The sequence below is a fragment of the Rhodococcus sp. 14C212 genome (genome assembly GCF_011058195.1).
In the GTDB taxonomy this organism is placed as follows: Bacteria; Actinomycetota; Actinomycetes; order Mycobacteriales; family Mycobacteriaceae; genus Rhodococcus; species Rhodococcus aetherivorans.
Window position 1 is genome coordinate 180420 of the sequence record NZ_JAALEH010000002.1, and the last position, 22542, is coordinate 202961.

Annotated in this window: 24 protein-coding genes and 1 pseudogene; 10 read left to right on the plus strand and 15 right to left on the minus strand. The window is 70.9% G+C overall.

Going from position 1 to position 22542, the window contains the following annotated elements:
* Positions 1-25 precede the first annotated feature (25 nt).
* Entirely contained in the window at positions 26-1999 is a 1974-nt protein-coding gene (dxs, locus tag G6038_RS01980) for a 1-deoxy-D-xylulose-5-phosphate synthase (protein ID WP_165035658.1), read from the minus strand.
* Positions 2000-2280: 281 nt separating this feature from the next.
* Here dxs and G6038_RS01985 point away from each other — a divergent pair, with 281 nt between their 5' ends.
* Together G6038_RS01985 and G6038_RS01990 are read left to right on the plus strand one after the other, a co-directional pair.
* Positions 2281-3255 carry an ATP-binding cassette domain-containing protein gene (locus tag G6038_RS01985; protein WP_165035659.1) on the plus strand — a complete coding sequence of 325 codons (975 nt, stop codon included), beginning with the start codon at positions 2281-2283 and terminating at the stop codon, positions 3253-3255.
* The gene (locus G6038_RS01990) at positions 3252-4091 is read left to right on the plus strand and encodes an ABC transporter permease (RefSeq protein WP_165035660.1); all 840 of its coding nucleotides are present in this window, start codon (positions 3252-3254) and stop codon (positions 4089-4091) included. The genes G6038_RS01985 and G6038_RS01990 overlap by 4 nt, the downstream gene beginning before the upstream one ends.
* On the opposite strand, the gene G6038_RS01995 is transcribed toward G6038_RS01990, so the two are convergent.
* The 4 genes from G6038_RS01995 to G6038_RS02010 all read right to left on the minus strand — a co-directional run bounded on the left by G6038_RS01995 (position 4092) and on the right by G6038_RS02010 (position 9519).
* Positions 4092-5627, minus strand: coding sequence for an MDR family MFS transporter (locus tag G6038_RS01995; RefSeq protein ID WP_165035690.1), 1536 nt, complete (start codon positions 5625-5627; stop codon positions 4092-4094).
* Between the two features lie 59 nt (positions 5628-5686).
* Positions 5687-6145, minus strand: coding sequence for a MarR family winged helix-turn-helix transcriptional regulator (locus tag G6038_RS02000; protein ID WP_165035661.1), 459 nt, complete (start codon positions 6143-6145; stop codon positions 5687-5689).
* A 114-nt stretch (positions 6146-6259) separates the two neighbouring features.
* A complete protein-coding gene (locus G6038_RS02005; RefSeq protein ID WP_165035662.1) occupies positions 6260-7528 on the minus strand; it encodes a TRAM domain-containing protein in 1269 nt (422 codons plus the stop codon).
* Positions 7525-9519 carry an APC family permease gene (locus tag G6038_RS02010; RefSeq protein ID WP_165035663.1) on the minus strand — a complete coding sequence of 665 codons (1995 nt, stop codon included), beginning with the start codon at positions 9517-9519 and terminating at the stop codon, positions 7525-7527. Before G6038_RS02010 ends, G6038_RS02005 begins: the two co-directional genes overlap by 4 nt.
* 185 nt (positions 9520-9704) lie before the next feature.
* On the opposite strand from G6038_RS02010, the gene G6038_RS02015 reads away from it, so the two are divergent.
* Positions 9705-10370 (plus strand): TrkA family potassium uptake protein, encoded by a 666-nt coding sequence (locus G6038_RS02015; protein ID WP_165035664.1) that lies wholly within the window; start codon positions 9705-9707, stop codon positions 10368-10370.
* 61 nt (positions 10371-10431) lie between these two features.
* Positions 10432-11085 (plus strand): TrkA family potassium uptake protein, encoded by a 654-nt coding sequence (locus G6038_RS02020; RefSeq protein ID WP_165035665.1) that lies wholly within the window; start codon positions 10432-10434, stop codon positions 11083-11085.
* Between the two features lie 4 nt (positions 11086-11089).
* On the opposite strand, the gene G6038_RS02025 is transcribed toward G6038_RS02020, so the two are convergent.
* Entirely contained in the window at positions 11090-11770 is a 681-nt protein-coding gene (locus G6038_RS02025) for a DUF3159 domain-containing protein (RefSeq protein WP_165035666.1), read from the minus strand.
* A gap of 69 nt (positions 11771-11839) precedes the next feature.
* Complete coding sequence (locus G6038_RS02030) at positions 11840-12217, minus strand: OB-fold nucleic acid binding domain-containing protein (RefSeq protein WP_006938133.1); 378 nt, start codon at positions 12215-12217, stop codon at positions 11840-11842.
* Between the two features lie 135 nt (positions 12218-12352).
* On the opposite strand from G6038_RS02030, the gene G6038_RS02035 reads away from it, so the two are divergent.
* On the plus strand, positions 12353-13081 hold the full coding sequence (locus G6038_RS02035) for an alpha/beta hydrolase (protein ID WP_165035667.1): 729 nt from the start codon (positions 12353-12355) through the stop codon (positions 13079-13081).
* Positions 13082-13099: 18 nt separating this feature from the next.
* Here the strand turns inward: G6038_RS02035 and G6038_RS02040 are convergent, their stop codons facing one another.
* The gene (locus G6038_RS02040) at positions 13100-13870 is read right to left on the minus strand and encodes a DUF3710 domain-containing protein (RefSeq protein WP_165035668.1); all 771 of its coding nucleotides are present in this window, start codon (positions 13868-13870) and stop codon (positions 13100-13102) included.
* 1 nt (position 13871) lies between these two features.
* Positions 13872-14342, minus strand: a complete 471-nt coding sequence (dut, locus tag G6038_RS02045) for a dUTP diphosphatase (RefSeq protein WP_165035669.1) — start codon at positions 14340-14342, stop codon at positions 13872-13874.
* A 19-nt stretch (positions 14343-14361) separates the two neighbouring features.
* On the opposite strand from dut, the gene G6038_RS02050 reads away from it, so the two are divergent.
* Entirely contained in the window at positions 14362-14871 is a 510-nt protein-coding gene (locus tag G6038_RS02050) for a DUF3093 domain-containing protein (protein WP_165035670.1), read from the plus strand.
* A 111-nt stretch (positions 14872-14982) separates the two neighbouring features.
* On the opposite strand, the gene G6038_RS02055 is transcribed toward G6038_RS02050, so the two are convergent.
* Entirely contained in the window at positions 14983-15285 is a 303-nt protein-coding gene (locus tag G6038_RS02055; protein WP_029543409.1) for a DUF4193 domain-containing protein, read from the minus strand.
* A 367-nt stretch (positions 15286-15652) separates the two neighbouring features.
* Between G6038_RS02055 and cei the strand changes: the two genes are divergently transcribed.
* Positions 15653-16336, plus strand: coding sequence for an envelope integrity protein Cei (gene cei / locus G6038_RS02060; RefSeq protein ID WP_006938142.1), 684 nt, complete (start codon positions 15653-15655; stop codon positions 16334-16336).
* A 14-nt stretch (positions 16337-16350) separates the two neighbouring features.
* Here the strand turns inward: cei and G6038_RS02065 are convergent, their stop codons facing one another.
* The gene (locus tag G6038_RS02065) at positions 16351-17247 is read right to left on the minus strand and encodes an inositol monophosphatase family protein (protein WP_165035671.1); all 897 of its coding nucleotides are present in this window, start codon (positions 17245-17247) and stop codon (positions 16351-16353) included.
* A 122-nt stretch (positions 17248-17369) separates the two neighbouring features.
* Here G6038_RS02065 and ppgK point away from each other — a divergent pair, with 122 nt between their 5' ends.
* Positions 17370-18155 (plus strand): polyphosphate--glucose phosphotransferase, encoded by a 786-nt coding sequence (gene ppgK, locus G6038_RS02070; RefSeq protein WP_165035672.1) that lies wholly within the window; start codon positions 17370-17372, stop codon positions 18153-18155.
* A gap of 134 nt (positions 18156-18289) precedes the next feature.
* Positions 18290-19648, plus strand: coding sequence for an RNA polymerase sigma factor (locus G6038_RS02075; RefSeq protein WP_165035673.1), 1359 nt, complete (start codon positions 18290-18292; stop codon positions 19646-19648).
* Between the two features lie 10 nt (positions 19649-19658).
* Here the strand turns inward: G6038_RS02075 and G6038_RS02080 are convergent, their stop codons facing one another.
* Genes G6038_RS02080 through G6038_RS02090 form a run of 3 tightly spaced genes read right to left on the minus strand, consistent with a single transcriptional unit; the run spans position 19659 to position 21755 of the window.
* Positions 19659-20879, minus strand: coding sequence for a cation:proton antiporter (locus G6038_RS02080; protein ID WP_165035674.1), 1221 nt, complete (start codon positions 20877-20879; stop codon positions 19659-19661).
* Positions 20880-20882: 3 nt separating this feature from the next.
* On the minus strand, positions 20883-21365 hold the full coding sequence (locus tag G6038_RS02085; RefSeq protein ID WP_029543402.1) for a cation:proton antiporter regulatory subunit: 483 nt from the start codon (positions 21363-21365) through the stop codon (positions 20883-20885).
* Between the two features lie 45 nt (positions 21366-21410).
* On the minus strand, positions 21411-21755 hold the full coding sequence (locus G6038_RS02090; RefSeq protein WP_165035675.1) for a DUF952 domain-containing protein: 345 nt from the start codon (positions 21753-21755) through the stop codon (positions 21411-21413).
* A 255-nt stretch (positions 21756-22010) separates the two neighbouring features.
* On the opposite strand from G6038_RS02090, the gene G6038_RS02095 reads away from it, so the two are divergent.
* The gene (locus tag G6038_RS02095; protein ID WP_003935586.1) at positions 22011-22211 is read left to right on the plus strand and encodes a hypothetical protein; all 201 of its coding nucleotides are present in this window, start codon (positions 22011-22013) and stop codon (positions 22209-22211) included.
* A gap of 102 nt (positions 22212-22313) precedes the next feature.
* Here G6038_RS02095 and G6038_RS02100 read toward each other — a convergent pair.
* A pseudogene (locus G6038_RS02100) lies at positions 22314-22542 on the minus strand (ATP-dependent helicase); the annotation flags it as partial.

Sequence of the window (22542 nt, forward strand, 5' to 3'; positions counted from 1 at the left end):
TGCGGCCGGCCCGTCCGTCGCAGCGTCAGCGGCCGGGGTCCCGGCGGACGACGACGTCGGCTGCGGACTCCGCACCGACGGTTCCGTCCACGGCCTGCTCCGCCTTCTGCGCGGCACCGAGCCCGACGACCCAGCCGGTCACCTGACGCGCGACGTCCTGCGCGGTCAACCCCAGCTCACGATGGATCTGCTCCCGTGACGCATGATCCAGGAACCGTTGCGGCACACCGAGTTCACGGGTGGGAACGTCGACCCCGGACGCCCGCAGGGCCGACGAGACCGCCGAACCCACGCCGCCGTGCATGCCGCCGTCCTCCACCGTGACGACGAGCCGGAAGTCCCGCGCCAGCCGGGCGAGGGACGCGGGGACGGGCAGCACCCAGCGCGGGTCGACGACGGCGGCGGTGAGGCCGTGCTGTTCGAGCCGCTCCGCGGCGTCGAGCGCCAGACCCGCGAACGCGCCGACCGCGACGATCAGCACGTCGCCGCGACGCTCGGACGGCATCCGCAGCACGTCGACGGTCCCGTCGATGCGCTCGACCGCTGGGATGTCGGGGCCGACCGCACCTTTCGGGAACCGCAGCACGGTCGGGCCGTCGGCGACGGCGAGCGCCTCGCCGAACTCCTCGCGCAGGGTGGCGCCGTCGCGCGGCGACGCCACCCGGATCCCCGGGACCACGCCGAGCAGGGAGAAGTCCCACATACCGTTGTGGCTGGCGCCGTCGGCGCCGGTGATGCCGGCCCGGTCGAGCACCACGGTCACGGGCAGTTTCAGCAGCGCCACGTCCATCAGCAACTGGTCGAAGGCGCGGTTGAGGAACGTCGAGTACACCGCGACCACCGGGTGCATCCCGCCGAGCGCGAGGCCGGCGGCGGAGGTGACGGCGTGCTGCTCGGCGATGCCGACGTCGAACATCCGGTCGGGGTAGCGTTCGCCGAACGCCGACAGCCCGGTGGGTCCCGGCATCGCCGCGGTGATCGCCACGACGTCCTTGCGGCGGCCGCCCTGCACGAGCAGTTCGTCGGAGAACACCGACGTCCAGTCCGGGGCCGACGCCGCGGCGGTGGCGCGGCCGGTGACGGGGTCGATGACACCGGTGGCGTGCATCTGATCGGCGACGTGGTTCTCGGCCGGGGCGTACCCGGCGCCCTTGCGGGTGACGGCGTGCACGATCACCGGCCCGCCGAACGACTTGGCGCGGCGGAGGGCGGCCTCGAGGGCGGCCTCGTCGTGGCCGTCGACCGGTCCGAGGTACTTCAGGCCGAGATCGGTGAACAGCACCTGCGGGCTGACCGCGTCCTTGATGCCGACCTTCATCCCGTGCAGCACGGAGTACGCGGCCGCACCGATCCACGGCAGCCGCTTCACGAAGCGGCGGCCGTTGTCGAGGACACGCTCGTAGCCGGGCTGCAGCCGCAGCGCCGCGAGGTGCTCGGCCAGTCCGCCGATCGTGGGGGCATAGGAGCGGCCGTTGTCGTTGACGACGATCACGAGCCGCCGGTCCTTGCCGGCCGCGATGTTGTTCAGCGCCTCCCAGCACATCCCGCCGGTGAGCGCGCCGTCGCCGACCACGGCGACCACGGTCCGGTCCTGCTGGTCCGACAGCTCGTAGGCCTTGGCGAGGCCGTCGGCGTAGGACAGGGCGGCCGAGGCGTGCGAGGACTCGACCCAGTCGTGCTCGCTTTCGGCGCGGCAGGGGTAGCCCGACAGGCCGCCCTGCTTGCGCAGCGTGCCGAAGCCGTCCTTACGGCCGGTCAGGATCTTGTGGACGTACGCCTGATGCCCGGTATCGAAGATGATCGGGTCGTGTGGGGAGTCGAAGACCCGGTGCATGGCGATGGTCAGTTCGACGACGCCGAGGTTGGGGCCGAGGTGTCCCCCGGTCGCCGCCACCTTCTCGACCAGGAACTGCCGGATCTCCCCGGCGAGTTCCCTGATCTCCGGCTGGCTGAGCCGACGCAGGTCCTCGGGCGACTCGATGCGGGACAGGACACCCAACTGGAATTGCTCCCTCCGGCTCGGACCCGCGCGTCTCCGCGCGAGCGGTTCCACCCAGTCTACGGAGCGTCGGAGGTGGTCGACTCGCTTCGTCGTGCCGCCGCCCCGTCTCACACCGTGTCCCTCACCTCATTATGCCGATGATGTGATGTTGCACACGGCGTCGCACGCAGTGTGCTCCGGGCCCTGCCGGCGGGGTGGGCACTGCGCGGGCGACCCCAGGCCGGTCGAATCCGACAAAACCGATTGCCGTGCCCGGCACCGTGGGCAAGGCTGGAGCCATGCCTCCCGCACTGGCCATCGAGACCTCGGGCTTGATCAAACGTTTCGGCGCGGAGACCGCCGTGGCCGGAATCGATCTCGCCGTCCCCGCAGGCGGCGTCTACGGCGTCCTCGGCCCGAACGGCGCCGGAAAGACGACCACCATCCGGATGCTGGCGACACTGCTCGCCCCGGACGGCGGGACCGCAACGGTACTGGGGCACGACGTGCGCCTGCAGCCCGAGCTGGTGCGGCGCCGGGTCTCGCTCACCGGCCAGTTCGCGTCGCTCGACGAGGATCTGACCGGCGCGGAAAACCTGGTGCTGCTCGCCCGGCTGCTGGGCTTCTCCCGGGCGGGTGCCCGGTCCCGGGCCGGACAGCTGCTGGCCGCGTTCGATCTGGAGTCGGCCGCGGGCCGTCAGGTGAAGCTGTACTCCGGCGGCATGCGGCGGCGCCTCGACATCGCCGCTAGCATCATCGTCGCTCCCGAACTGATCTTCCTGGACGAGCCGACGACGGGGCTCGACCCGCGTAGCCGCAACCAGGTGTGGGAGATCGTGCGGGCGCTCGTGGCCGCGGGGACGACCGTGCTGCTGACGACGCAGTACCTCGACGAGGCGGACCAGCTCGCCGACCGGGTCGCGGTCATCGACCGTGGCCGGGTGATCGCCGAGGGCACCCCGGGTGAGCTCAAGGCGTCCGTCGGGTCCGGTTCGCTGCACGTGCGGGTGGTCGATCCCGCGCGCCGGGACGAGGCGGCGGCGGTGCTGGGCGCCGCGCTGGGGGTGGCGATGACGGCCGCGTCCGATCCGGCCGCGCTGACCGCGCGGGTGGACGATCCACGGGCCGCGGCGGGGGCACTGACGGCCCTCGCCGCCGCGGACATCCCGGTCACGACGTTCGCCCTCGGGCAACCGAGCCTGGACGAGGTCTTTCTCGCGCTCACCGGCCACCCCACGGAAGTTTCCGACGAAGACGAGGAGATCGCGTCGTGACCTCGACCGCCGACCGACGGGCGGGCACCCCCGCCGCCGTCGTGGACGTCCTGCACGTCACCGGGCCGCGTCCGACACCGGCGTCCGCGTTCGCCGCGTCGCTGTCGTTCGGGTGGCGGGCACTGCTGCGGATCAAGCACGTTCCCGAGCAGTTGTTCGACGTGACCGTCTTCCCGCTGATGTTCACGCTGCTGTTCACGTACCTGTTCGGCGGTGCGCTGGCCGGTTCGACCACCGCGTACGTGCAGTTCCTGATCCCCGGCATCCTGGTGCAGACGGTGTGCACCATCACGATGTACACGGGCATGACGCTCAACCGCGACATCGAGAAGGGGGTGTTCGACCGATTCCGCTCGATGCCGGTGTGGCGGCCCGCTCCCCTCGTGGGCGCATTGTTCGGCGATCTCGCCCGCTACACGCTGGCGTCGGTGATCGTGCTGGCCCTCGGGATGATGCTCGGGTTCCGGCCCATGGGCGGTCCGATCGGCACGATCGGGTCGGTCGCGCTCGTGCTGCTGTTCGCGTTCAGTCTCTCGTGGATCTGGACGATGCTGGCGATGCTGCTGCGCACCGAGCAGGCGGTGATGGGTGTGTCCATGACCATCCTGTTCCCGCTCACCTTCGCGTCGAACGTGTTCGTCGACCCCGCGACGATGCCGAGCTGGTTGCAGGGCTTCGTGACGGCCAATCCCATCAGCCGGCTCGTCACCGCCATCCGGGATCTGATGGCCGGCACGCCGGACGCCGCGCACCTCGCGATCGTGTTCGCGTGGTGCGCGGCGCTGATCGTACTGTTCGGGCCGGCGACGATGTGGTTGTACAACCGCCGGTCCTGATCACTGCTCCGCCGGCGCGGGCACCTTCCCCTCGGTGACGATGTCGATGGTCTTCCGCAGCGGGCGGTTCGGGATGAACACGACCGCCGCGACGGTGACCAGCGCGATGACCGCGGCGACGAGGAACAGCAGGCCGGTGGCGTCGCCGTAGGCGTGGCGGATGATCTCCGCGACCGGTTCGGGCAGGGCCGCGAGGTCGAGGTTGCCTCCGCCGCCGGCCGAGGCGGTGTCGATGCCGAGGGCGGCGAAGCCGTCCGCGGACAGCGTGGTCACGCGGGTGGCGAGGATCGATCCGAGCACGGACACTCCGATCGCGCCGCCGAAGGTGCGGAAGAACGCGACCGAGCTGCTCGCGGCTCCGATGTTGCGGACGCTGACGGTGTTCTGCACGGCGAGCACGAGGTTCTGCATGAGCATGCCGGTGCCGAGGCCGACGATCGCGATGTAGACCCCGATCAGCCCCATCGGGGTGGCGTGGTCGAGGAACCCGAGCAGGCCGAAACCGACCACCTGCAGCACGGCGCCGAGCACCAGGAACGGCTTCCACCGGCCGAAGCGGGTGATCAGCTGACCGGAGACGACCGAGGCGAACAGCATTCCGAGCACCATCGGGATGGTGAGCAGACCGGCGGCCGTCGGGCTGTAGCCGCGGGCCGTCTGGAAGTACTGGCCGAGGAACGCGGTGGCACCGAACATGCCCACACCGACGGCGATCGAGGCGACGATCGCGAGCGCGGTGGTGCGTTCGGTGACGATCTTCAGCGGGATGATCGGATCGGCGACCTTGGACTCGACCACGACGGTGGCGGCGAGCAGTCCGACGCCGGCACCGACGTACACGAGGGTCTCCCACGACAGCCACTCGTAATAGCCGGCCTTACCGGCGAACGACACCCAGATCAGCAGGACGCTGACCCCGGCGGTCAGCAGGGCGGCGCCCAGCCAGTCGATGCTCACGTCCTGCTTGCGCTCGGTCACGAGGTGCAGGGTGCGCTGCAACAGCAACAGGGCGACGACGGCGATCGGGATCGAGATGAAGAAGCACCAGCGCCAGCCGAGCGGGCTGTCGACGATGATGCCGCCGAGGATCGGTCCGCCCGACATCGACACGGCCATCACCGCACCCATGTAGCCGGAGTACCGGCCGCGTTCGCGGGGCGGGATGATGCTGCCGATGACCGCAACGACGAGCGCGGTGAGACCGCCCATGCCGATGCCCTGGATCACGCGGGCGGCGAGCAGGACGGGCACGTTGGTGGCGAAGCCGGCGATGATCGAGCCGGCCACGAAGACGAGGATCGCCGACTGCACCAGCAGCTTCTTGTTGAACAGGTCGGCGAGCTTGCCCCAGATCGGTGTCGAGGCGGCGTTGGCGAGCAGGGCGGTGGTGATGATCCACGCGAACTGGGTCTGGGTGCCGTTGAGGTCCGCGATGATCGTGGGGAGCGCAACCGCCACGATGGTGCTGCTGAGCAGCGCCGTGAAGAGGGCGGCGAGCAGGCCGGCGAGAGCCTCGAGGATCTCGCGGTGCGTCATGGCGGTCTCGGCGGCGCCGGGCGCGCTCGCCGAGGAGGGGGGACTGACAGCTGCGGCACTCACAGGCAGTTCCTTCCGGTGGGTTCGTGTACGGAAAGGGTGTGGTTCAGGCGCGCGAGCGCGTCGAGGGCGGATTCGGCTTGCGCCTGGTCCCAGCCGCCGAGCAGCTCGTGCAATCGGGAGGCGCGCCGGTCGCGGATCTCGCGCAGGGCCTTCTGCCCGGTCTCGGACACGCTGACGCGGTGGGCACGCCTGTCGTCCGGGTCACGGTGGCGGTCCACCATCCCCCGTTCGACGAGCTCCCCCAGCTGCCGGCTCAACGCGGACTGACTCATACACAGCTCTGCGGCGAGTTCGGTGGGGCGGCACTCGCCCATTCGCCACAGGACGAACAGGACGCCGGTCAGCGCGTTGGGCAACGGGTCACCCGTCGAGTTGGCCAGGGTCGTGCGCAGCGTGCGGCCGAACAGGAAGATCGAGTCGACGAGCGCGTGCGCGGTGTCGGGCTGGACAGCCACGGAACACCTCCGAATCGGAATTATTTGCTTGCGACAGGCAACTATACATTTAGTTGCGTGCTGCAAGCAACCGCGGAGGACGCGCGGAGCATCGTGAATCCGTGATCGGGCCGCTCAGCGGGTGAACAACGCCAGGCACTCCACGTGGTGCGTCGACGGGAACGCCGCGTAGACGCGCAGCTCGGCCAGCTCGAACCCGTGCTCCCGGTACAGGCCGACATCCCGGCCGAACGACGCCGGATCGCATCCGACGTGCACGACGCGCTCCGGCCCGGCCGCCGCGACGGCCGCCACCACCTCGCGCCCGGCGCCGGCCCGAGGCGGGTCGAGCACCACGACCTGCGGGGCGGGGAGATCCGGCAGCAGCCGTTCCACCCGGCCCGCGTGGAACCGCACCTGCCCGAGATCCGAGAGCGCCTCCGCGCCGTCCTGCACCGCCCGGCGCGACAGTTCCACCGACTCGACCCGGCCGCCGTCGCCGACCTGTTCGGCCAGGACGGCCGCGAACACCCCGACACCGCCGTAGAGGTCCCACGCCGCCGCCCCCGGCGACGCCGCGGCCCACTCCCCCACGGTGTCCGAATAGGTCTGCGCCGCGCCGCGGTGCGCCTGCCAGAAGCCGGTCGCGGCCAGGTGCCAGTCCCGGCCGCCGATCCGCTCCACCGCCCGCCCCGTGCCCTCGATCACCTTCTCGGCGCGGGGCGCACCGGCCGCCGCCCGTCGAGCGGACGCTCCCCGCCGGCCCGGGCTGCGACGTCCCGTGCGGGAGACCGGCGGCGGTGCGATCTCGACCACGTGCCGCGTCCCGTCCGCATCGAGGACCACCTGGACCTCGGAACCGGGCTGCCACACCCGTTCGGCCAGACCCTCGTAGGCGCGCGCCTCGATCTGCGGACACGCCAGGTCGGTCTCGAGTTCGTGGCTGCGGTAACGCCGATACCCCGCTCGCCCGGCGGCGTCGACGGCCAGCCGCACCCGGGTGCGCCAGCGGGTGCCGTTCGCCGCTCCGCCCGGCAACTCCTCCACCACCACTTCGCGCTCGATGCCGCCGAGACGGCGCAACTGCTCCGCGACCACCGCGGCCCCGAATGCCCGCTGGGCCGGCACCGTCGCGTGGGACAGGTCGCAGCACCCCGATCCACCGGGACCGGCGATGGGACACACCCGCTCCACTCGGTCCGGCGACGCTTCGAGGATGTGGACGGCGTCGGCGCGGCAGAACGAGCCGCCGCGGTCCTCCGTGACGAGCGCGACGACGCGCTCCCCGGGCAGACCGTGCCGGACGAACACGACCCGCCCCTCGTGCCGGGCGACGCAGAACCCGCCGTGCGCCGGGTTGCCCAGCATCACCTCGAGCCGACGGCCGGACCAGTCGATGCTCACCGCTCCTCCTCCTCGAATCCCCGCCGCACCGATCCCGGCGCGGTGTCCAAACGTTCGGCGCGGGCATGGGCCGACGAGCTCAGCTGCCACGGCACGCTGGTGACCATGACACCGGGCTGGAACAGCAGCCGGCTCTTCAGCCGCAGCGCGCTCTGGTTGTGCAGGATCTGCTCCCACCAATGACCCACCACGTACTCCGGGATGAACACGGTCACCACGTCGCGCGGCGAGTCCCGCCGCACCCGCCGGACGTATTCGAGGACGGGGCGGGTGATCTCCCGGTACGGCGACTCGACGACCTTGAGGGGGACGGTGATGTCGCTGCGTTCCCATTCGCGCACCAGCACCCGCGTGTCGGCCTCGTCGACGTTGACGGTGACCGCCTCGAGCGTGTCCGGCCGGGTGGCCCGCGCGTACGCCAGCGCCCGCAGGGTCGGCATGTGCAGCTTGGACACCAGCACGATCGAATGGGTGCGGCTGGGCAGCACACCGTCCCATTCGGTGTTCTCCAGTTCTTCGGCCACGCTGTCGTAATGGCGGTGGATGGCCTTCATCACGCCGAAGATCGCGACCATCGCCACGATCGCGATCCACGCGCCCGCCGCGAACTTCGTCACCAGCACGATCACCAGGACGGATGCGGTCATGATCAGGCCGATCGTGTTGACGACCCGCGACCGCTGCATGCGGGCCCGCTGGTCGGGATCGGCCTCGGAGGCCAGATGCCGCGTCCAGTGCCGGATCATGCCGGTCTGACTGAGGGTGAACGAGACGAACACACCGACGATGTAGAGCTGGATCAGCTTGGTGACCTCGGCGTCGAAGGCCCACACGAAGACGATCGCCACGCCCGACAGGAACAGGATGCCGTTGCTGAAAGCCAGCCGGTCGCCCCGGGTGTGCAGCTGCCGGGGCAGGTAGCGGTCCTGCGCCAGCACCGAGGCCAGCACCGGGAAGCCGTTGAACGCCGTGTTGGCGGCCAGCACCAGGATCAACGCGGTCACGATGGTGATCAGCACGAACCCGAGCGGGAAGTCCTCGAAGACGGCATGCGCCAGCTGCGCCACGAGCGTCTTCTGCTGGTAGCCCTCCGGGGCACCGCGCAACTGGGTCTCGGGATGCTCGGCGATGACCACCCCCAGCTTGTTCGCGAGCAGAATCATGCCGAGGAGCAGGACGATCGCGATCCCGCCGAGCAGGAGCAGGGTCGTGGCGGCGTTCCGGGACTTCGGCTTGCGGAACGCGGGCACCCCGTTGCTGATCGCCTCGACGCCGGTCAGCGCGGCACACCCGGACGAGAACGCACGGGCCAACAGGAACACGAACGCGATCCCGGCCAGATCCGACTGCTCGGCGACCAGCTCGAACCCGGCCGACTCGGCCTGGACGTCGTCCCCGAACACGAAGACGCGCATCAGACCCCAGCCCAGCATGACGACCATGCCGATCATGAAGGCGTAGGTCGGGACGGCGAACGCGGTGCCGGCTTCCCGCAGGCCACGCAGGTTGACCGCGGTCAGCACGACGATCGCGGAGATCGCGAACAGCACCTTGTGCTGCGCCACGAACGGCACCGCCGATCCGATGTTCGCCGCGGCCGAGGAGATCGACACAGCGACGGTGAGCACGTAGTCGACCATCAGGGCGCTGCCGACGGTCAATCCCGCCGTCGGACCGAGATTCACGGTGGCCACCTCGTAGTCGCCGCCGCCGGAGGGGTACGCGTGCACGTTCTGCCGGTAGCTGGCGACCACGACGGCGAGGACGAGCGCCACCGCGACGCCGATCCACGGCGTGAACACGTACGCCGACAGACCCGCGACGGACAGGACGAGGAAGATCTCCTCCGGGGCGTACGCGACCGACGACAACGCGTCGGATGCGAACACCGGCAGGGCGATTCGCTTCGGCAGCAACGTGTGACCGAGCGTGTCGCTGCGGAACGGCCTACCCAACAACAACCGCTTCGTGGCGGTCGAGAGCTTGGACACTCGCAAAGCCTAAGCCGTCCCGCCCGCCACCCGCCGGGCACCCGTGGCCGTGTCCGAAATGCGCCTCTGCGGGGAGCCCGTTCGGCCGGCACCGCACGCCGGTCCTGCGCGGGCGGTACGGTTCGGTTCTGCGCGTCACGACCGGGACGCGCGGCGACCCGGAAAGAAGCGGAACGGAGCGAACGGTGTACGTGGTGGTCATGGGCTGTGGCCGGGTGGGTTCCTCCCTGGCTGCGGCGCTCGTCCGGCTGGGCAACGAGGTGGCCGTCATCGACCGCGACCCGAGCGCGTTCCTCCGGCTCGGTCCGGACTTTCCCGGCCACACGATCGTGGGTATGGGCTTCGACCGGGACGTGCTGGTGCGGTCCGGCATCGAGCGGGCCGACGCGTTCGCCGCCGTCTCCTCCGGGGACAACTCGAACATCATCTCCGCCCGTGTGGCCCGGGAGACGTTCGGCGTCGAGCGCGTCGTCGCCCGCATCTACGATGCCAAGCGCGCCGCGGTGTACGAGCGACTCGGGATCCCGACCGTCGCGACGGTGCCGTGGACGACCGACAGGTTCCTGCACAACCTCACCCATGAGAGCCAGACCGCCAAGTGGCGGGATCCGACCGGCACCGTCGCCGTCGCGGAGGTGTCGGTGCACGAGGACTGGATCGGCCGCACCGTCACCGAGTTCGAGGCCGCGACCCACTCGAGGGTCGCGTTCATCATCCGATTCGGCACCGGGGTCCTACCCGACCGCAAGACCGTGCTGCAGGCGGACGACCAGGTCTACATCGCGGCTGTCTCGGGCACCGTCGCCGAGGCGATCGCCCTCGCCGAACAGCCCCCCGCGGCCGACGACTGACCGTGCCGAGCCCGCGGGCGCAGCCGCAACACACGACCCGGAATCACCGAGAGGAACGCCGATGAAGGTGGCCATCGCGGGAGCGGGAGCCGTCGGGCGCTCCATCGCGCGCGAACTGATCCGCAACCACCACGAAGTGATGCTGCTCGAACGCAAGCTCGAGCACGTCGAACCCGAATCCGTGCCCGACGCCAAGTGGGTGCACGCCGACGCGTGCGAGCTGAGCCTGCTCGAGGCCGCACAGCTCGAGCAGTACGACGTGGTGATCGCCGCCACCGGCGACGACAAGGCCAACCTGGTGCTGAGCCTGCTCGCCACCACCGAGTTCGGTGTCGCCCGCGTCGTCGCCCGCGTCAACGATCCGCGCAACGAGTGGCTGTTCGACGAGTCCTGGGGCGTCGACGTCGCCGTGTCCACGCCGCGCATGCTGGCGTCGCTGGTCGAGGAGGCCGTCTCGGTCGGCGACCTGGTACGGCTGATGACGCTGCGCAAGGGCGCGAACCTGGTCGAGATCACGCTGCCGGACACCACCGTGCTGGCCGGCAAGCCGGTGCGCAAGCTGCAACTGCCCCGGGACGCGGCCCTGGTGACGATCCTGCGCGGCGGCCGGGTCATCGTCCCGCAGCCCGACGATCCGCTCGAAGGCGGCGACGAACTGCTGTTCGTCGCCGCGGCCGAGGTGGAGCAGGAACTGCGGACGGCCGTCGGCCTCTAGCAGGTCAGCGCGCGTCCTGGTCGGGGCCGGCTTCGGCGGCCCGGCCCGGGCCGGTCTCGACGGGCTCGTCGACAGCCTCGGGCGCCGGCTCGACGAGCCGATCGGCGCGGCGGACTGCCCACAAGGTCACGAGCAACGCCACCGCGGTCAGCGGCCATCCCATGCCGATGCGGGCCACGGCGAGCCACCCGGTCCGGTCGGCGTCGTACAGCTCGTGTTGCACGAGGTAGCGGGCCGCGAACACCAGCGCCCACGCCGCGGTCGCGATGTCGTAGGCGCGCACGGCGACGCGGTGCCGCCGCCAGGACGATCCCTGCCCGTTGAGCATGCCCCAGATCACGCCGACCAGGGGCCGCCGCACCAGGACGGACAGGACGAAACCGGCGGCGTAGAGCAGGCTGGTGTAGATGCCGAAGAGGAAGTAGCCCTTGGCGTCGCCGGTGCGGTAGGCGATGAACGCGCACACGCCCACGCCGAGGAGCCCCGAGACCGCGGGCTGGACGGGGGTGCGCTGGACGAGCCGCCACACGAGGATGGCGGTGGCCACGGCGAGGGCCGCCCAGATCGCGGCGGTCAGGCCCCAGATGCTGTTGACCGGAACGAACACCAGCACGGGCACGGTCGAGTAGACCAACCCGCTGAGTCCACCGAGTTGTTCCAGGACCGTCTGCTGCTTGTCGCTCACTCCTACGAGGGTGCCACAGCCCCACGCAGGCGCGGGTCGGCGCCGGGCGCGGGTGCACCGGCGCTCGGGTCAGGCCCGCTCGCGCAGTTCGTAATACGGGTTGTAGATGACCTTCGAGCCGTCGCGCTCACCGACGCGCCCGCGCACCAACAGGGTCTTGCCCGGTTCGATACCCGGAATGCGGCGACGTCCGATCCATACGAGCTTGACGGCCTCGGTGCCGTCGAACAGTTCCGCCTCGACGGCGGCGCTGGCGGCCTTCGGGCACGCCTCGACACTGCGGAGACGACCGAACATGGTCACCTCTTCGCCGCGCGCACAGTCGCAGGCGCGGCGGGCACCCGTCGCCTGGGCGGTTTCGGCGATCTCCTCGGCGTCGAGTTGCTCGAGATCTTCCGTGAGCCGACGGGTGAGTCGGCGGAAGTAACCGGCTGCGGCGGGTGCCATAGCGTGCTCCTGAAACGGGCGCGGCACGGATCGCGGGCCGCGCATGGGGCTTTCCTGAGGGCCACTGTAGACCTATCCGCACAGGGCAACCACTCCGGTTCCCACCTGCTCGGACGGGTCCGGCAGGATCGGACCATGCGCTCCGCGAACACGACCCCCGAACACGCCGGGACCAGCACTTTCGTCGCCGTCGTCCTGCCCGGGACGGGCTCCGACGCCCGCTTCGTGGAGCGGGCGTTCGGCGGTCCGCTCGCCGCCGCCGGAGTACGCACCGTCGCGGTCGATCCGGACCCGGCGCGCGTGGTCGGCAGCTACGTCGACGCACTCGAGCGCGCCGCCGCCGACGGTCCCGTCCTGGTGGGCGGGGTGTCGCTCGGGGCGGCCGTCGCGCTGCGATGGGCGGCCGAGCACCCGGCGCGCACCGTCGGCGTGCTCGCGGCCCTGCCGGCGTGGACGGGCTCGCCGGAGGCCGCCCCGGCGGCGGCGAGCGCCCGGTGGACGGCCGGCGAGCTGCGCACCCACGGACTGGCTGCGGTCACCGCGGCGATGGTGGCGTCCAGCCCCGCCTGGCTCGGGGTCGAACTGGCCCGCTCCTGGCGGTCGCAGTGGCCGGGCCTGCCGGCGGCGCTCGACGAGGCATCCCGGTACCGGGCGCTGGACCGGGGCGAGCTGCGGACCGTCGAGGTGCCGGTCGGTATCGCCGCCGCCGTGGACGACCCGGTTCATCCCCTCGCGGTCGCGCAGGAATGGTGTGCGCACCTGAGGCGGGCCGCGCTGGGCACCGTCACCCTCGCCGGGATCGGCGCCGATCCCTCCGTGCTCGGAGCCACCTGTCTGGAGGCACTGCGCCGCGCCGGGGACTGACCCCCGCGGACCGGACCGTCAGAAGCCGAGCTGCTGCATCGCCGAACCCGACTCGCCGTGCCGCGGACGGGGCGGCGCGGGCTGCTGCTGTTGCGCGGGCTGCTGGGCCGGCGCCTGCTGGGCCGCCTGCTGGGCCGCGGCCTGCTGCTGTTGCGCCGCGGCCAGCTGCTCCGCGAGGGCCTTGGGGAGCACCACCGGCAGCGGCGTCCGCACCGGATGCGGATCCTGGCCGCGCCGCACGACGGTCTCGGCGACGATGGCACGGGCCGTCTCCACCAGCGGCGAGTCGGCCGTCACCGAACCTGCGGGTCCGGCGACGACACAGCGGATCATCCACCGGTAGCCGTCGACACCGAGGAAGCGCAGGTCCGCGTTCGGGGTGCTGCCCTGCAGCTCCCGGCCCCACGGTCCGCTTTCGATGCTCACCGTCGCGTTGTCGCGGCGCAGCGACTCGGCCAGCTCGGCGGCCACCTCTCGCCACTGGCCCGGGGACTTCGGTGCCGCGTACGCGGAGACGGTGATCCGGCCGTGCTGGGTCACCAGATGCACGGCCTGCGGTTGACCGTTCGGTGCCATCTCCACCTGGATCTGCCCGCCCGGCGGCAGCGGGACGAGCACCGACCCGAGGTCGAGCCGGCTACCGACCGCGTCCTCGCCGATGTCGTCGATGTCGAAGGGACCGCCCTCGGGCGCCTGCGCCTCGTCGTCCACGGGCGCGGGGTCGAAGTGGCCCTCGTCCGCGAGACCCGTAGCCTCGGCGTCCCGGTTCTTCCGGCGTCGTCCGAACATGTCAGGAACCTTCCTTCACCAGACCGGCGTGCCCACCGCTCGACCCGTATCCTCCGGCGCCGCGGCTGGTGTCGTCGAGGGAGCCGACCTCGACGAAGTCGACGAGCTCGACCCTCTGCACGAGCAGTTGCGCGATGCGGTCACCACGACGCAGTTCGACCGCGCGGTCGGGGTCGTGGTTGATCAGGCACACCTTGATCTCCCCGCGGTAGCCCGCATCCACCGTCCCGGGAGTGTTGACCACGGAGAGCCCGTACTTCGCGGCCAGACCGGAGCGCGGATGGATCAGACCCACCGTGCCGACGGGCAGGGCCACCGCGACGCCGGTTCCTACCAGCGCTCGCCGCCCGGGCTCGATGGTCACGTCCACCGTGGTGCACAGGTCCACGCCGGCGTCGCCGGCGTGTGCCCGCGCGGGCAGGGGAATCCCCGGGTCCAGGCGGAGCAGGGGGACGGCTGGAAGATCGGTCACGTGCACCGAGACTACTCTGATGGACGTGTCTCGAACCTCTCGACCCGATGCGGATGCGCAGCAGACGACCGGCGCACCGGTCTATTCCGAACGGATGTGGGTGCCGCTGTGGTGGTGGCCCCTCGGCCTGGGCGTCGCGGCGCTGCTGGCCGCGGAACTGCACATGGGGGCGCCCGGCCTGTACGCCTGGCTGCCGTACGTGCTGCTGTTGCCGTTCCCTGTCTGGGCGCTCGTGTGGCTGTCCCGGCTGCGGCTGGAGGTGACGGATGGGGAGTTGATCGTCGGCCGGGCACACCTGCCGCTCGAGGTGATCTCCCGCGGCGTCGTGGTGCCGGCGTCGGCGAAGAGCGCCGCCCTGGGGCGCCAGCTCGACCCGGCGGCGTACGTCCAGCACCGGCCGTGGATCGGGACAATGGTGCTCGTCGTGCTGAACGACCCGGACGACCCCACCCCCTACTGGCTGATCAGCACAAGGCGGCCGGCAGAGCTGCTGGCCGCCTTGGGATGTGCCGACAAGACCGAACGCTGAACCGGGGGCGACCGGTCAGCGCCGTCCCTCCGGGACTCAGGCTGCACCGTCCCTCCGGGACTCAGGCTGCACCGTCCCTCCGGGACTCAGGCTGCACCGTCCCTCCGGGACTCAGGCTGCACAGTCCCGGCAGATCATCACTCCGTTCTCGTCGCTCGCGAGCCGGCTGCGGTGGTGCACCAGGAAGCAGCTCGAGCAGGTGAACTCGTCGGCCTGCTTCGGCACCACCCGCACCGACAGCTCCTCGCCGGACAGATCCGCCCCGGGCAGCTCGAAGGACTCCGCGGTGTCCGACTCGTCGACGTCCACGACGGCGGACTGCGCCTCGTTGCGTCGCGCCTTCAGTTCTTCGAGTGAATCCTCCGACACGTCGTCGGTTTCGGTTCGCCTCGGTGCGTCGTAGTCAGTCGCCATTTCCTCTACCTCTAGTCCTCGTGCAGGTGCCCTGCCGAAGGACACTGTTCATGTCCTTCGGCCCGGGCAACGCCCGACCGTCTCCGGAAGTTCCCGCCGGCCGTGTCCGGGTCCCGGACACGACCCGGGCCTTCCGCTGTCGAAAGCCTCGTCGTCGCTTCTTTCGACGACCTGGGCCGCCGAACAATAGCGGAAGTACCCACGGAAGCCGTAACCGATACACCCGGCCCGGGGAAATGTCGGTCAATTGTCACCAACACCACAGCAACTCGAGACATTCCACCGTTCGCCCACCTACGCGGACCCCACCGGGATGCCCTCTACAGTGGTCGCACACAACCCTTGGAGATGCGAGAGGCAGGGCGCCGTGGTTTCCCTGATCACCGAAGGCCGCGCGCGGGACGAACGCGGCCGGCCGTTCCCACGGCGCCGCGTCGTGCCCGCCGCGGCCCTGTTCGCGGTCCTGGCGACGATCGGGATCGTGGTGTGGACATCGGTGTTCGCGGGCTCGGACCCGGTGTCCCGGACCGTGGCGTGCAACGCCCCGCCGACCGTCCCGTCGGAGCCCGGCGGGCCCCAGCCGGCCCCCCTCGGCGAGGTGGTCGACCGTTCCGTCCTGCTCGACGTGGAGCCCGCCCCCCTGGCGGCGACGCGGGTGCGGGTGTTCAACGCCAACGGCGAACGTGGCCAGGCCACCCATGTGGCTACCCAGCTGGCCGAATACGGATTCGCGAGCGCACCGGATGTGCAGGCCGGCAACGACCCGGTCTACATCGACCAGAACATGCAGTGTCACGGACAGATCAGGTTCGGGGCGGCGGGGACCGCGGCGGCGAGCACGGTGTGGCTGGTCGCGCCGTGCGCCGAACTCGTCCGCGACGACCGCGCCGACGACACCGTCGACCTGGCCCTGGGCACCTATTCCAAGGAGATCGCGCCCAACGCCGACGCCGAGGAGGTGCTCCAGTCACTGCGGGAGGCACCGGTGGGCGCGGCCGCCGCGCCACTCGACATCGACCTGCTGGCAGCGGCCCGCGACGCCCGCTGCTGAGCGCCGCGGACCCGTCAGGCCGGGATCGGCGCGTCGGCGCCGAGCGCGCCGAGCAGGTCCGCGAGCTGTGTCGCGATGCCGGGCGCGGCGGCGACGGTGATCTCGCCGGCGTCGCCGGCTCCGGCCGGGAGTCGCACCCACGCGCCCGCCTCCGCGGCGATCAGCGCACCGGCGGCCCAGTCCCACGGTTGCAGGCCGTGTTCGTAGTGGGCGTCGACGCGCCCCGACGCCACCATGCACAGATCCAGGGCGGCCGCACCGATGCGGCGGATGTCCCGCACCCTCGGCAGCAACTCGGCCACCAGCGCGCCCTGCCGTTCGCGACGGTGCGGCGCGTAGGAGAAGCCCGTCGCGACGAGGGCGAGGGCGACGTCGTCGACCGGGTTGCAGCGCAGGCGCGTCACCGCTCCGCCGGTGTCGGTGCGGGTGGCTCCGCACCCGCGCGCGGCCGAGTACACGTCCCCGGCGGCGACGTCGACCACCGCGCCCGCCACGGATCGCCCCCCGACCTGGGCCGCCACCGACACCGCGTACGCCGGGATGCCGTAGACGAAGTTCACCGTGCCGTCGATGGGGTCGACGACCCAGCGGACGCCGGTCGACCCGGTGTCGGCGCCGCCTTCCTCCCCGAGGATCGCGTCGCCCGGCCGCAACCGGGTCAGCAGCCGCCGGATCAGGTCCTCGGTCTCGGTGTCCGCCACCGTCACGGGGTCGGTGTCGGTGCTCTTCGTCCGCACCGCGCCGACGCGGTCGGTACCCGTGTCGGCGGGTGGGAACAGGTCGGGCCGCCGGGCGCGCACGTGACCGGCGGCCTCGGCCGCGACGGACACGGCGATCTCGCGCAGCAGGGCCGGGTCCGCGGTGACGTCGGGTGACAGGGTGGAAGGGCGGGAGTCCGGGGTGTCGGGCACCCGAGTATCCGAACACACTGTGCGGCACGGCACCACCCGCGTGGCGGCCGCGTTCGCATTAGGGTGACGTCACGACAGCGGTCGCCCGCGGTGACTGTTCCGGTGACGAGAGGGAGCGCGAGATGACGCAGACGATGCACCCGGCCACGCCGGACCCGGACCTTCTCGGATTCGGTGTCGACGTCGGCGGCAGCGGCATCAAGGGCGGCGTCGTCGATCTGTCCACAGGTCGGTTGGTGGGCGAGCGCATCAAGATCCTGACCCCGCAGCCGTCCACCCCGCAGGCCGTGGCCGACACGGTCGCCCGGATCGTGGACCAGGCGCAGTGGACGGGACCGGTGGGGGTCACCCTGCCGAGTGTGGTGACGGGCGGCGTGGCGCGCACGGCCGCGAACATCGATCCGGCGTGGATCGGCACCGACGCCCGGACGTTGTTCTCGTCGGGTCTGGGTGACCGCCCGGTGAGTGTCCTGAACGACGCGGACGCCGCCGGCATCGCCGAGGACCGCTTCGGTGCGGCCAAGGACGCATCGGGGGTGGTCATCCTGCTCACGTTCGGGACCGGCATCGGCTCGGCGGTGCTGCACAACGGCGACCTGCTGCCGAACACCGAGTTCGGGCACATGGAAGTCGACGGGATGGAGGCCGAGCACCGCGCGGCGTCATCGGTCAAGGAGAACAACGAGTGGTCGTACAAGCGGTGGGCGACGGAGGTCTCGCTGGTGCTGTCGCGGTTCGAGGCCCTGTTGTGGCCGGACCTGTTCATCGCCGGTGGCGGGATCAGCCGCAAGCACGAGAAGTGGATCCCGTTGCTGACCAACCGCACACCCGTCGTTCCGGCCGCATTGCGCAACGCGGCCGGCATCATCGGGGCAGCCTATGCTGCGAAAACAGGTGTACTCCCCTGAGTCCTGCACATCGCGCGCGGCGGCGATCGTTACAATGGTGCACAGCCGGCTGCGAACCGGCCTGATCCCGACAGACCTCTCCGCCGGAACCACTCTGGCGCGACGCCGCACTACCTCGTCACGAAAGGGCGTACGTGGCAGCCACCGAAATCCACACGGCTGATTCCCCGAACGAATCGGCAGCCTCCGCGGACGCCGCGGATACCACGACCGGTACCGCACCCGCCACGAAGCGGCCGGCGAAGAAGGCCGTGGCCAAGAAGGCCCCGGCGAAGAAGGCGGCCGCCAAGAAAGCCCCGGCGAAGAAGACCGCCGCCAAGAAGACCACGGCGAAGAAGACCGCCGCCAAGAAGGCGGGCAAGGCTGCCGGCGACGAGTTCGAGGGTGAGGAAGCCGAGCTCGAGGATCTCGACGTCGCCCCGGCCGACCTCGAAGCCGCCGAGGACGTGGTCGTGGAGGCGGCGGAGGCCGACGACGAACCCAGCGACAAGGACAAGGCGTCGGGCGACTTCGTCTGGGACGAGGAGGAGTCGGAGGCGCTGCGGCAGGCCCGCAAGGACGCCGAGCTGACCGCCTCCGCCGACTCGGTGCGCGCCTACCTCAAGCAGATCGGCAAGGTCGCGCTGCTCAACGCGGAGGAGGAGGTCGAGCTCGCCAAGCGCATCGAAGCCGGCCTGTACGCCACCTTCCGGCTGCAGGAGTACGCCGACAAGGGCGAGAAGCTGCCGGTCGCGCAGCGCCGCGACCTGAACTGGATCTGCCGCGACGGCAACCGCGCCAAGAACCACCTGCTCGAGGCCAACCTGCGTCTCGTCGTCTCACTCGCCAAGCGCTACACCGGCCGTGGTATGGCATTCCTGGATCTGATCCAGGAGGGCAACCTCGGTCTGATCCGCGCGGTGGAGAAGTTCGACTACACGAAGGGTTACAAGTTCTCCACGTATGCCACGTGGTGGATCCGCCAGGCCATCACCCGCGCGATGGCCGATCAGGCCCGCACCATCCGCATCCCGGTGCACATGGTCGAGGTGATCAACAAGCTCGGCCGCATCCAGCGTGAGCTCCTCCAGGATCTCGGGCGCGAGCCCACCCCCGAGGAACTGGCCAAGGAGATGGACATCACGCCGGAGAAGGTGCTGGAGATCCAGCAGTACGCGCGTGAGCCGATCTCCCTCGATCAGACCATCGGCGACGAGGGCGACAGCCAGCTCGGCGACTTCATCGAGGACAGCGAGGCCGTGGTCGCCGTCGACGCGGTGTCGTTCACGCTGCTGCAGGACCAGCTGCAGTCGGTGCTCGAGACCCTGTCCGAGCGCGAGGCCGGGGTCGTCCGGCTGCGGTTCGGCCTGACCGACGGTCAGCCGCGGACCCTCGACGAGATCGGGCAGGTCTACGGGGTCACCCGCGAACGGATCCGGCAGATCGAGTCGAAGACCATGTCGAAGCTGCGGCACCCGTCGCGGTCGCAGGTGCTGCGCGACTACCTCGACTGAGGATCGACGTCTAGAACTCTTCCGCTTCACGGCGATCGGCCGTCGGCTCTGCAGCCGGCGGCCGTTCGCGTAGCCGGGGCACCACGGCGCGGGTGACGGGCTCGACGATCCGTGCCGCGACGGGTCCGAGTACCGCCGTGATCAGCACGTACGCCGAGGCGAGGGCGGCGAGCTCGGCGTCCACCTGGCCGGAGGCGACGGCGAGTCCGGCGATGACGATGGAGAACTCGCCGCGGGCGATGAGCGCGGCGCCCGCGCGGGCCCGGCCCATGGTGCCGATGCCGTGCCGGCGGGACGCCCACCAACCGGTGGCGATCTTCGTCAGCGCCGTGACGACGGCGAGCAGCACCGCCCATCCCAGCACGGGGGGGATCGCGGTCGGGTCGGTGTTGAGGCCGAAGAACACGAAGAAGATCGCCGCGAACAGGTCCCGCAGCGGCTCGAGGACGCGAGCCGCATTGTGGGCGGTCGACCCGGAGATCGCGATGCCGAGCAGGAATGCCCCGACCGCCGCCGAGACCTGCATCGCCGAGCTGACGCCCGCGACGAGGAGCGCGGCCCCGAGCAGCTTGAGCAGCAGCGTCTCGCTGTCGGGGCTGTCGAGCACCGCCGAGACGTAACGCCCGTACCGCAGCACCAGCACGAGCACGATCGTGACCAGGCCCAGGGCGATCGCGACGGCCTCGAGTCCGCCGATCAGGCTGACCCCGGCGAGCACCGCGGTCAGGATCGGCAGGTACACCGCCATCGCGAGGTCCTCGAAGACGAGGATCGACAGCACCACGGGAGTCTCCCGGTTACCCAGACGGCCGAGGTCGGTCAGCGTCTTGGCGATGATGCCCGAGGACGAGATGTACGTGATGCCCCCGAGGACGAACGCCCCCGTCGCGCCCCAACCGAGCAGCAGCGCGATCGCCGCTCCCGGCGCGGCGTTCAGCACGAGATCGAGCAGCCCTGCAGCGCGGGACCGTTTGAGCCCGGTCATGAGCTCGGAGGCCGTGTACTCCAGCCCGAGAAGCAGCAGGAGCAGGACCACGCCGATCTCACTGGCCACGTGACTGAACTCGCTGATGTCGCCGAGCTGGACGAACCCGCCGGTGCCGAATGCCAGACCGCCGAGGAGGTAGAACGGGATCGGTGACATGGCGAATCGCGCGGCGAGCCGTCCGAGCACCCCCAGGGCGAAGAACACCGCCCCCAGTTCGATCAGGGCGAGCGTGGTCGAGTTCATCCGTCAGCCGTTGCGCAGGATCCTGGCCGCGGCGTCCAGCCCGTCGGCGGTGCCGACGGCGACGAGGATGTCTCCCCCGGTGAGCACGAAGTCCGGTCCCGGCGACGGCGTCACCTGCCCCGCGCGCATCACCGCGACGACGGACACGCCCGTGCGGGTCCGCATCGCCGTGTCCCCGAGCACCGCCCCGTCGAAGCGGGAGCCGTCGTGGATGTGCAGCTGCCGGGTGATGATCCCGGGCAGCTCCCGGTGGTCCTCCTGGAGCTGGGCGACGAGCTGGGGCGCGCCGAGCAGGTTGCTCAGTGTGGCCGCCTCCTCGACGGTCAGCGGCAGGGAGGCGGCGCAGGCGTCGGGATCGTCCGCCTTCGAGATGATCAGGTCCGAATGGCCGTCCCGATGCGTGATGACCCCGATCCGACGACCCGACGCCAGCTCGAAGTCCTTGCGCACACCGATCCCGGGAAGCGGCGTCACTTCGACGTTCATGCCGCCAGAGTAGGACTCACGGCGGAGACGGGTGACGGCGCACCGTCAGAGATGTTCGAATCGCCCGTTTTCGTCGGGGAGGTAGTCGACGACTGCGGTGACCGCGGCGACGGGAAGTGGTCCGTAGAGGTGCGGGAAGGCCATCCCTGCCGGATCGCCCGGCAGGCCCGGCTCGGACCGCACCTCGTCCGCGAGCCGCGCCGGGTCGATGTGCAAGAGCACCAGGTCCGTGCGGCCGGCGAACAACCGGTTCGCCGGCAGGTGCACCTGGTCGGGGGCCGACAGGTGCACGAACCCCTGCACGGCGAGCGACTCGGGGGTCAGCGCCCCGCTGCGCTGCGCCCGCTCCCAGTCGGCCCGCGCGCAGATGTGTACCAGCCGATCCGTCACCGCAACCCCTCTCGACGGCCGTTCCGGGCCCGCGGCGGCGCCGAGGCCTCTGCGCTGTGAGCGAACACCCGCAACCCCGAAACCGCACGTCGTCGGCATTCGGCGGGTTCCGGGGTGAAACGCGACACGATTTCCGGAGGATTGGAACAACGCATGAACGGGAATCGTCTGACACAGTAGATCTACCGCGCCGGCCCGGTGCGGCGGACCAGACCCCAGGCAACCGACGACAGTGGTGGCCAGTTTGGAGGAGTCATGCCCGGAACGTTGACCAGCCCGAAGTTGACCGCCGCAGACCGCTGCGATCGGTGCAGTGCAGCCGCTCGCGTCCGTGCCGTCCTTGCCACCGGTGGCGAGCTGCTCTTCTGCGGCCACCACGCCAAGGAGCACACCGACCGGCTGCGTGAACTCGGCGCCACGATCGTGACCGAGTCCGACGCCGAAGCCGCCGTCTGATCCACCGTTCCGGAGCGAACGACTCCGAGACCCGACCCGAAACGGGCGACCACCGCGAGTGGTCGCCCGTTTCGCCGTTCCGGGAGTGTGCCGTCGGCCGGCTCACCACTGACGCAGCAGGGCGATGCGGTCGCCGAGCTGCTCTGCCGTGGCGATCGCGGTCGGCGGGCCGCCGCACTGCCGCCGCAGCTCCCCGTGGATGACCCCGTGCGGCTTGCCGGTGCGGTGGTGGTGCATGGCCACGAGCGAATTCAGTTCCTTGCGCAGCCGGGCCAGCGAGTCGGCGGTCGCCACCCGCTCGGCCACCTGTGGCGGCGGGACGGGGGCGGGC

What these genes read in the sequence shown, in the direction of transcription:
- G6038_RS02020 (WP_165035665.1), top strand. Translation starts at nt 10,432, where the DNA reads ATGAAGGTGGCCATCGCGGGAGCGGGAGCCGTCGGGCGCTCCATCGCG.
- ppgK (WP_165035672.1), top strand. Translation starts at nt 17,370, where the DNA reads ATGACGCAGACGATGCACCCGGCCACGCCGGACCCGGACCTTCTCGGA.
- G6038_RS02050 (WP_165035670.1), top strand. Translation starts at nt 14,362, where the DNA reads ATGGACGTGTCTCGAACCTCTCGACCCGATGCGGATGCGCAGCAGACG.
- G6038_RS02055 (WP_029543409.1), bottom strand. Translation starts at nt 15,285, where the DNA reads ATGGCGACTGACTACGACGCACCGAGGCGAACCGAAACCGACGACGTG.
- G6038_RS01985 (WP_165035659.1), top strand. Translation starts at nt 2,281, where the DNA reads ATGCCTCCCGCACTGGCCATCGAGACCTCGGGCTTGATCAAACGTTTC.
- G6038_RS01995 (WP_165035690.1), bottom strand. Translation starts at nt 5,627, where the DNA reads ATGACGCACCGCGAGATCCTCGAGGCTCTCGCCGGCCTGCTCGCCGCC.
- G6038_RS02040 (WP_165035668.1), bottom strand. Translation starts at nt 13,870, where the DNA reads ATGTTCGGACGACGCCGGAAGAACCGGGACGCCGAGGCTACGGGTCTC.
- G6038_RS02035 (WP_165035667.1), top strand. Translation starts at nt 12,353, where the DNA reads ATGCGCTCCGCGAACACGACCCCCGAACACGCCGGGACCAGCACTTTC.
- G6038_RS02080 (WP_165035674.1), bottom strand. Translation starts at nt 20,879, where the DNA reads ATGAACTCGACCACGCTCGCCCTGATCGAACTGGGGGCGGTGTTCTTC.
- G6038_RS02085 (WP_029543402.1), bottom strand. Translation starts at nt 21,365, where the DNA reads ATGAACGTCGAAGTGACGCCGCTTCCCGGGATCGGTGTGCGCAAGGAC.
- G6038_RS02030 (WP_006938133.1), bottom strand. Translation starts at nt 12,217, where the DNA reads ATGGCACCCGCCGCAGCCGGTTACTTCCGCCGACTCACCCGTCGGCTC.
- G6038_RS02095 (WP_003935586.1), top strand. Translation starts at nt 22,011, where the DNA reads ATGCCCGGAACGTTGACCAGCCCGAAGTTGACCGCCGCAGACCGCTGC.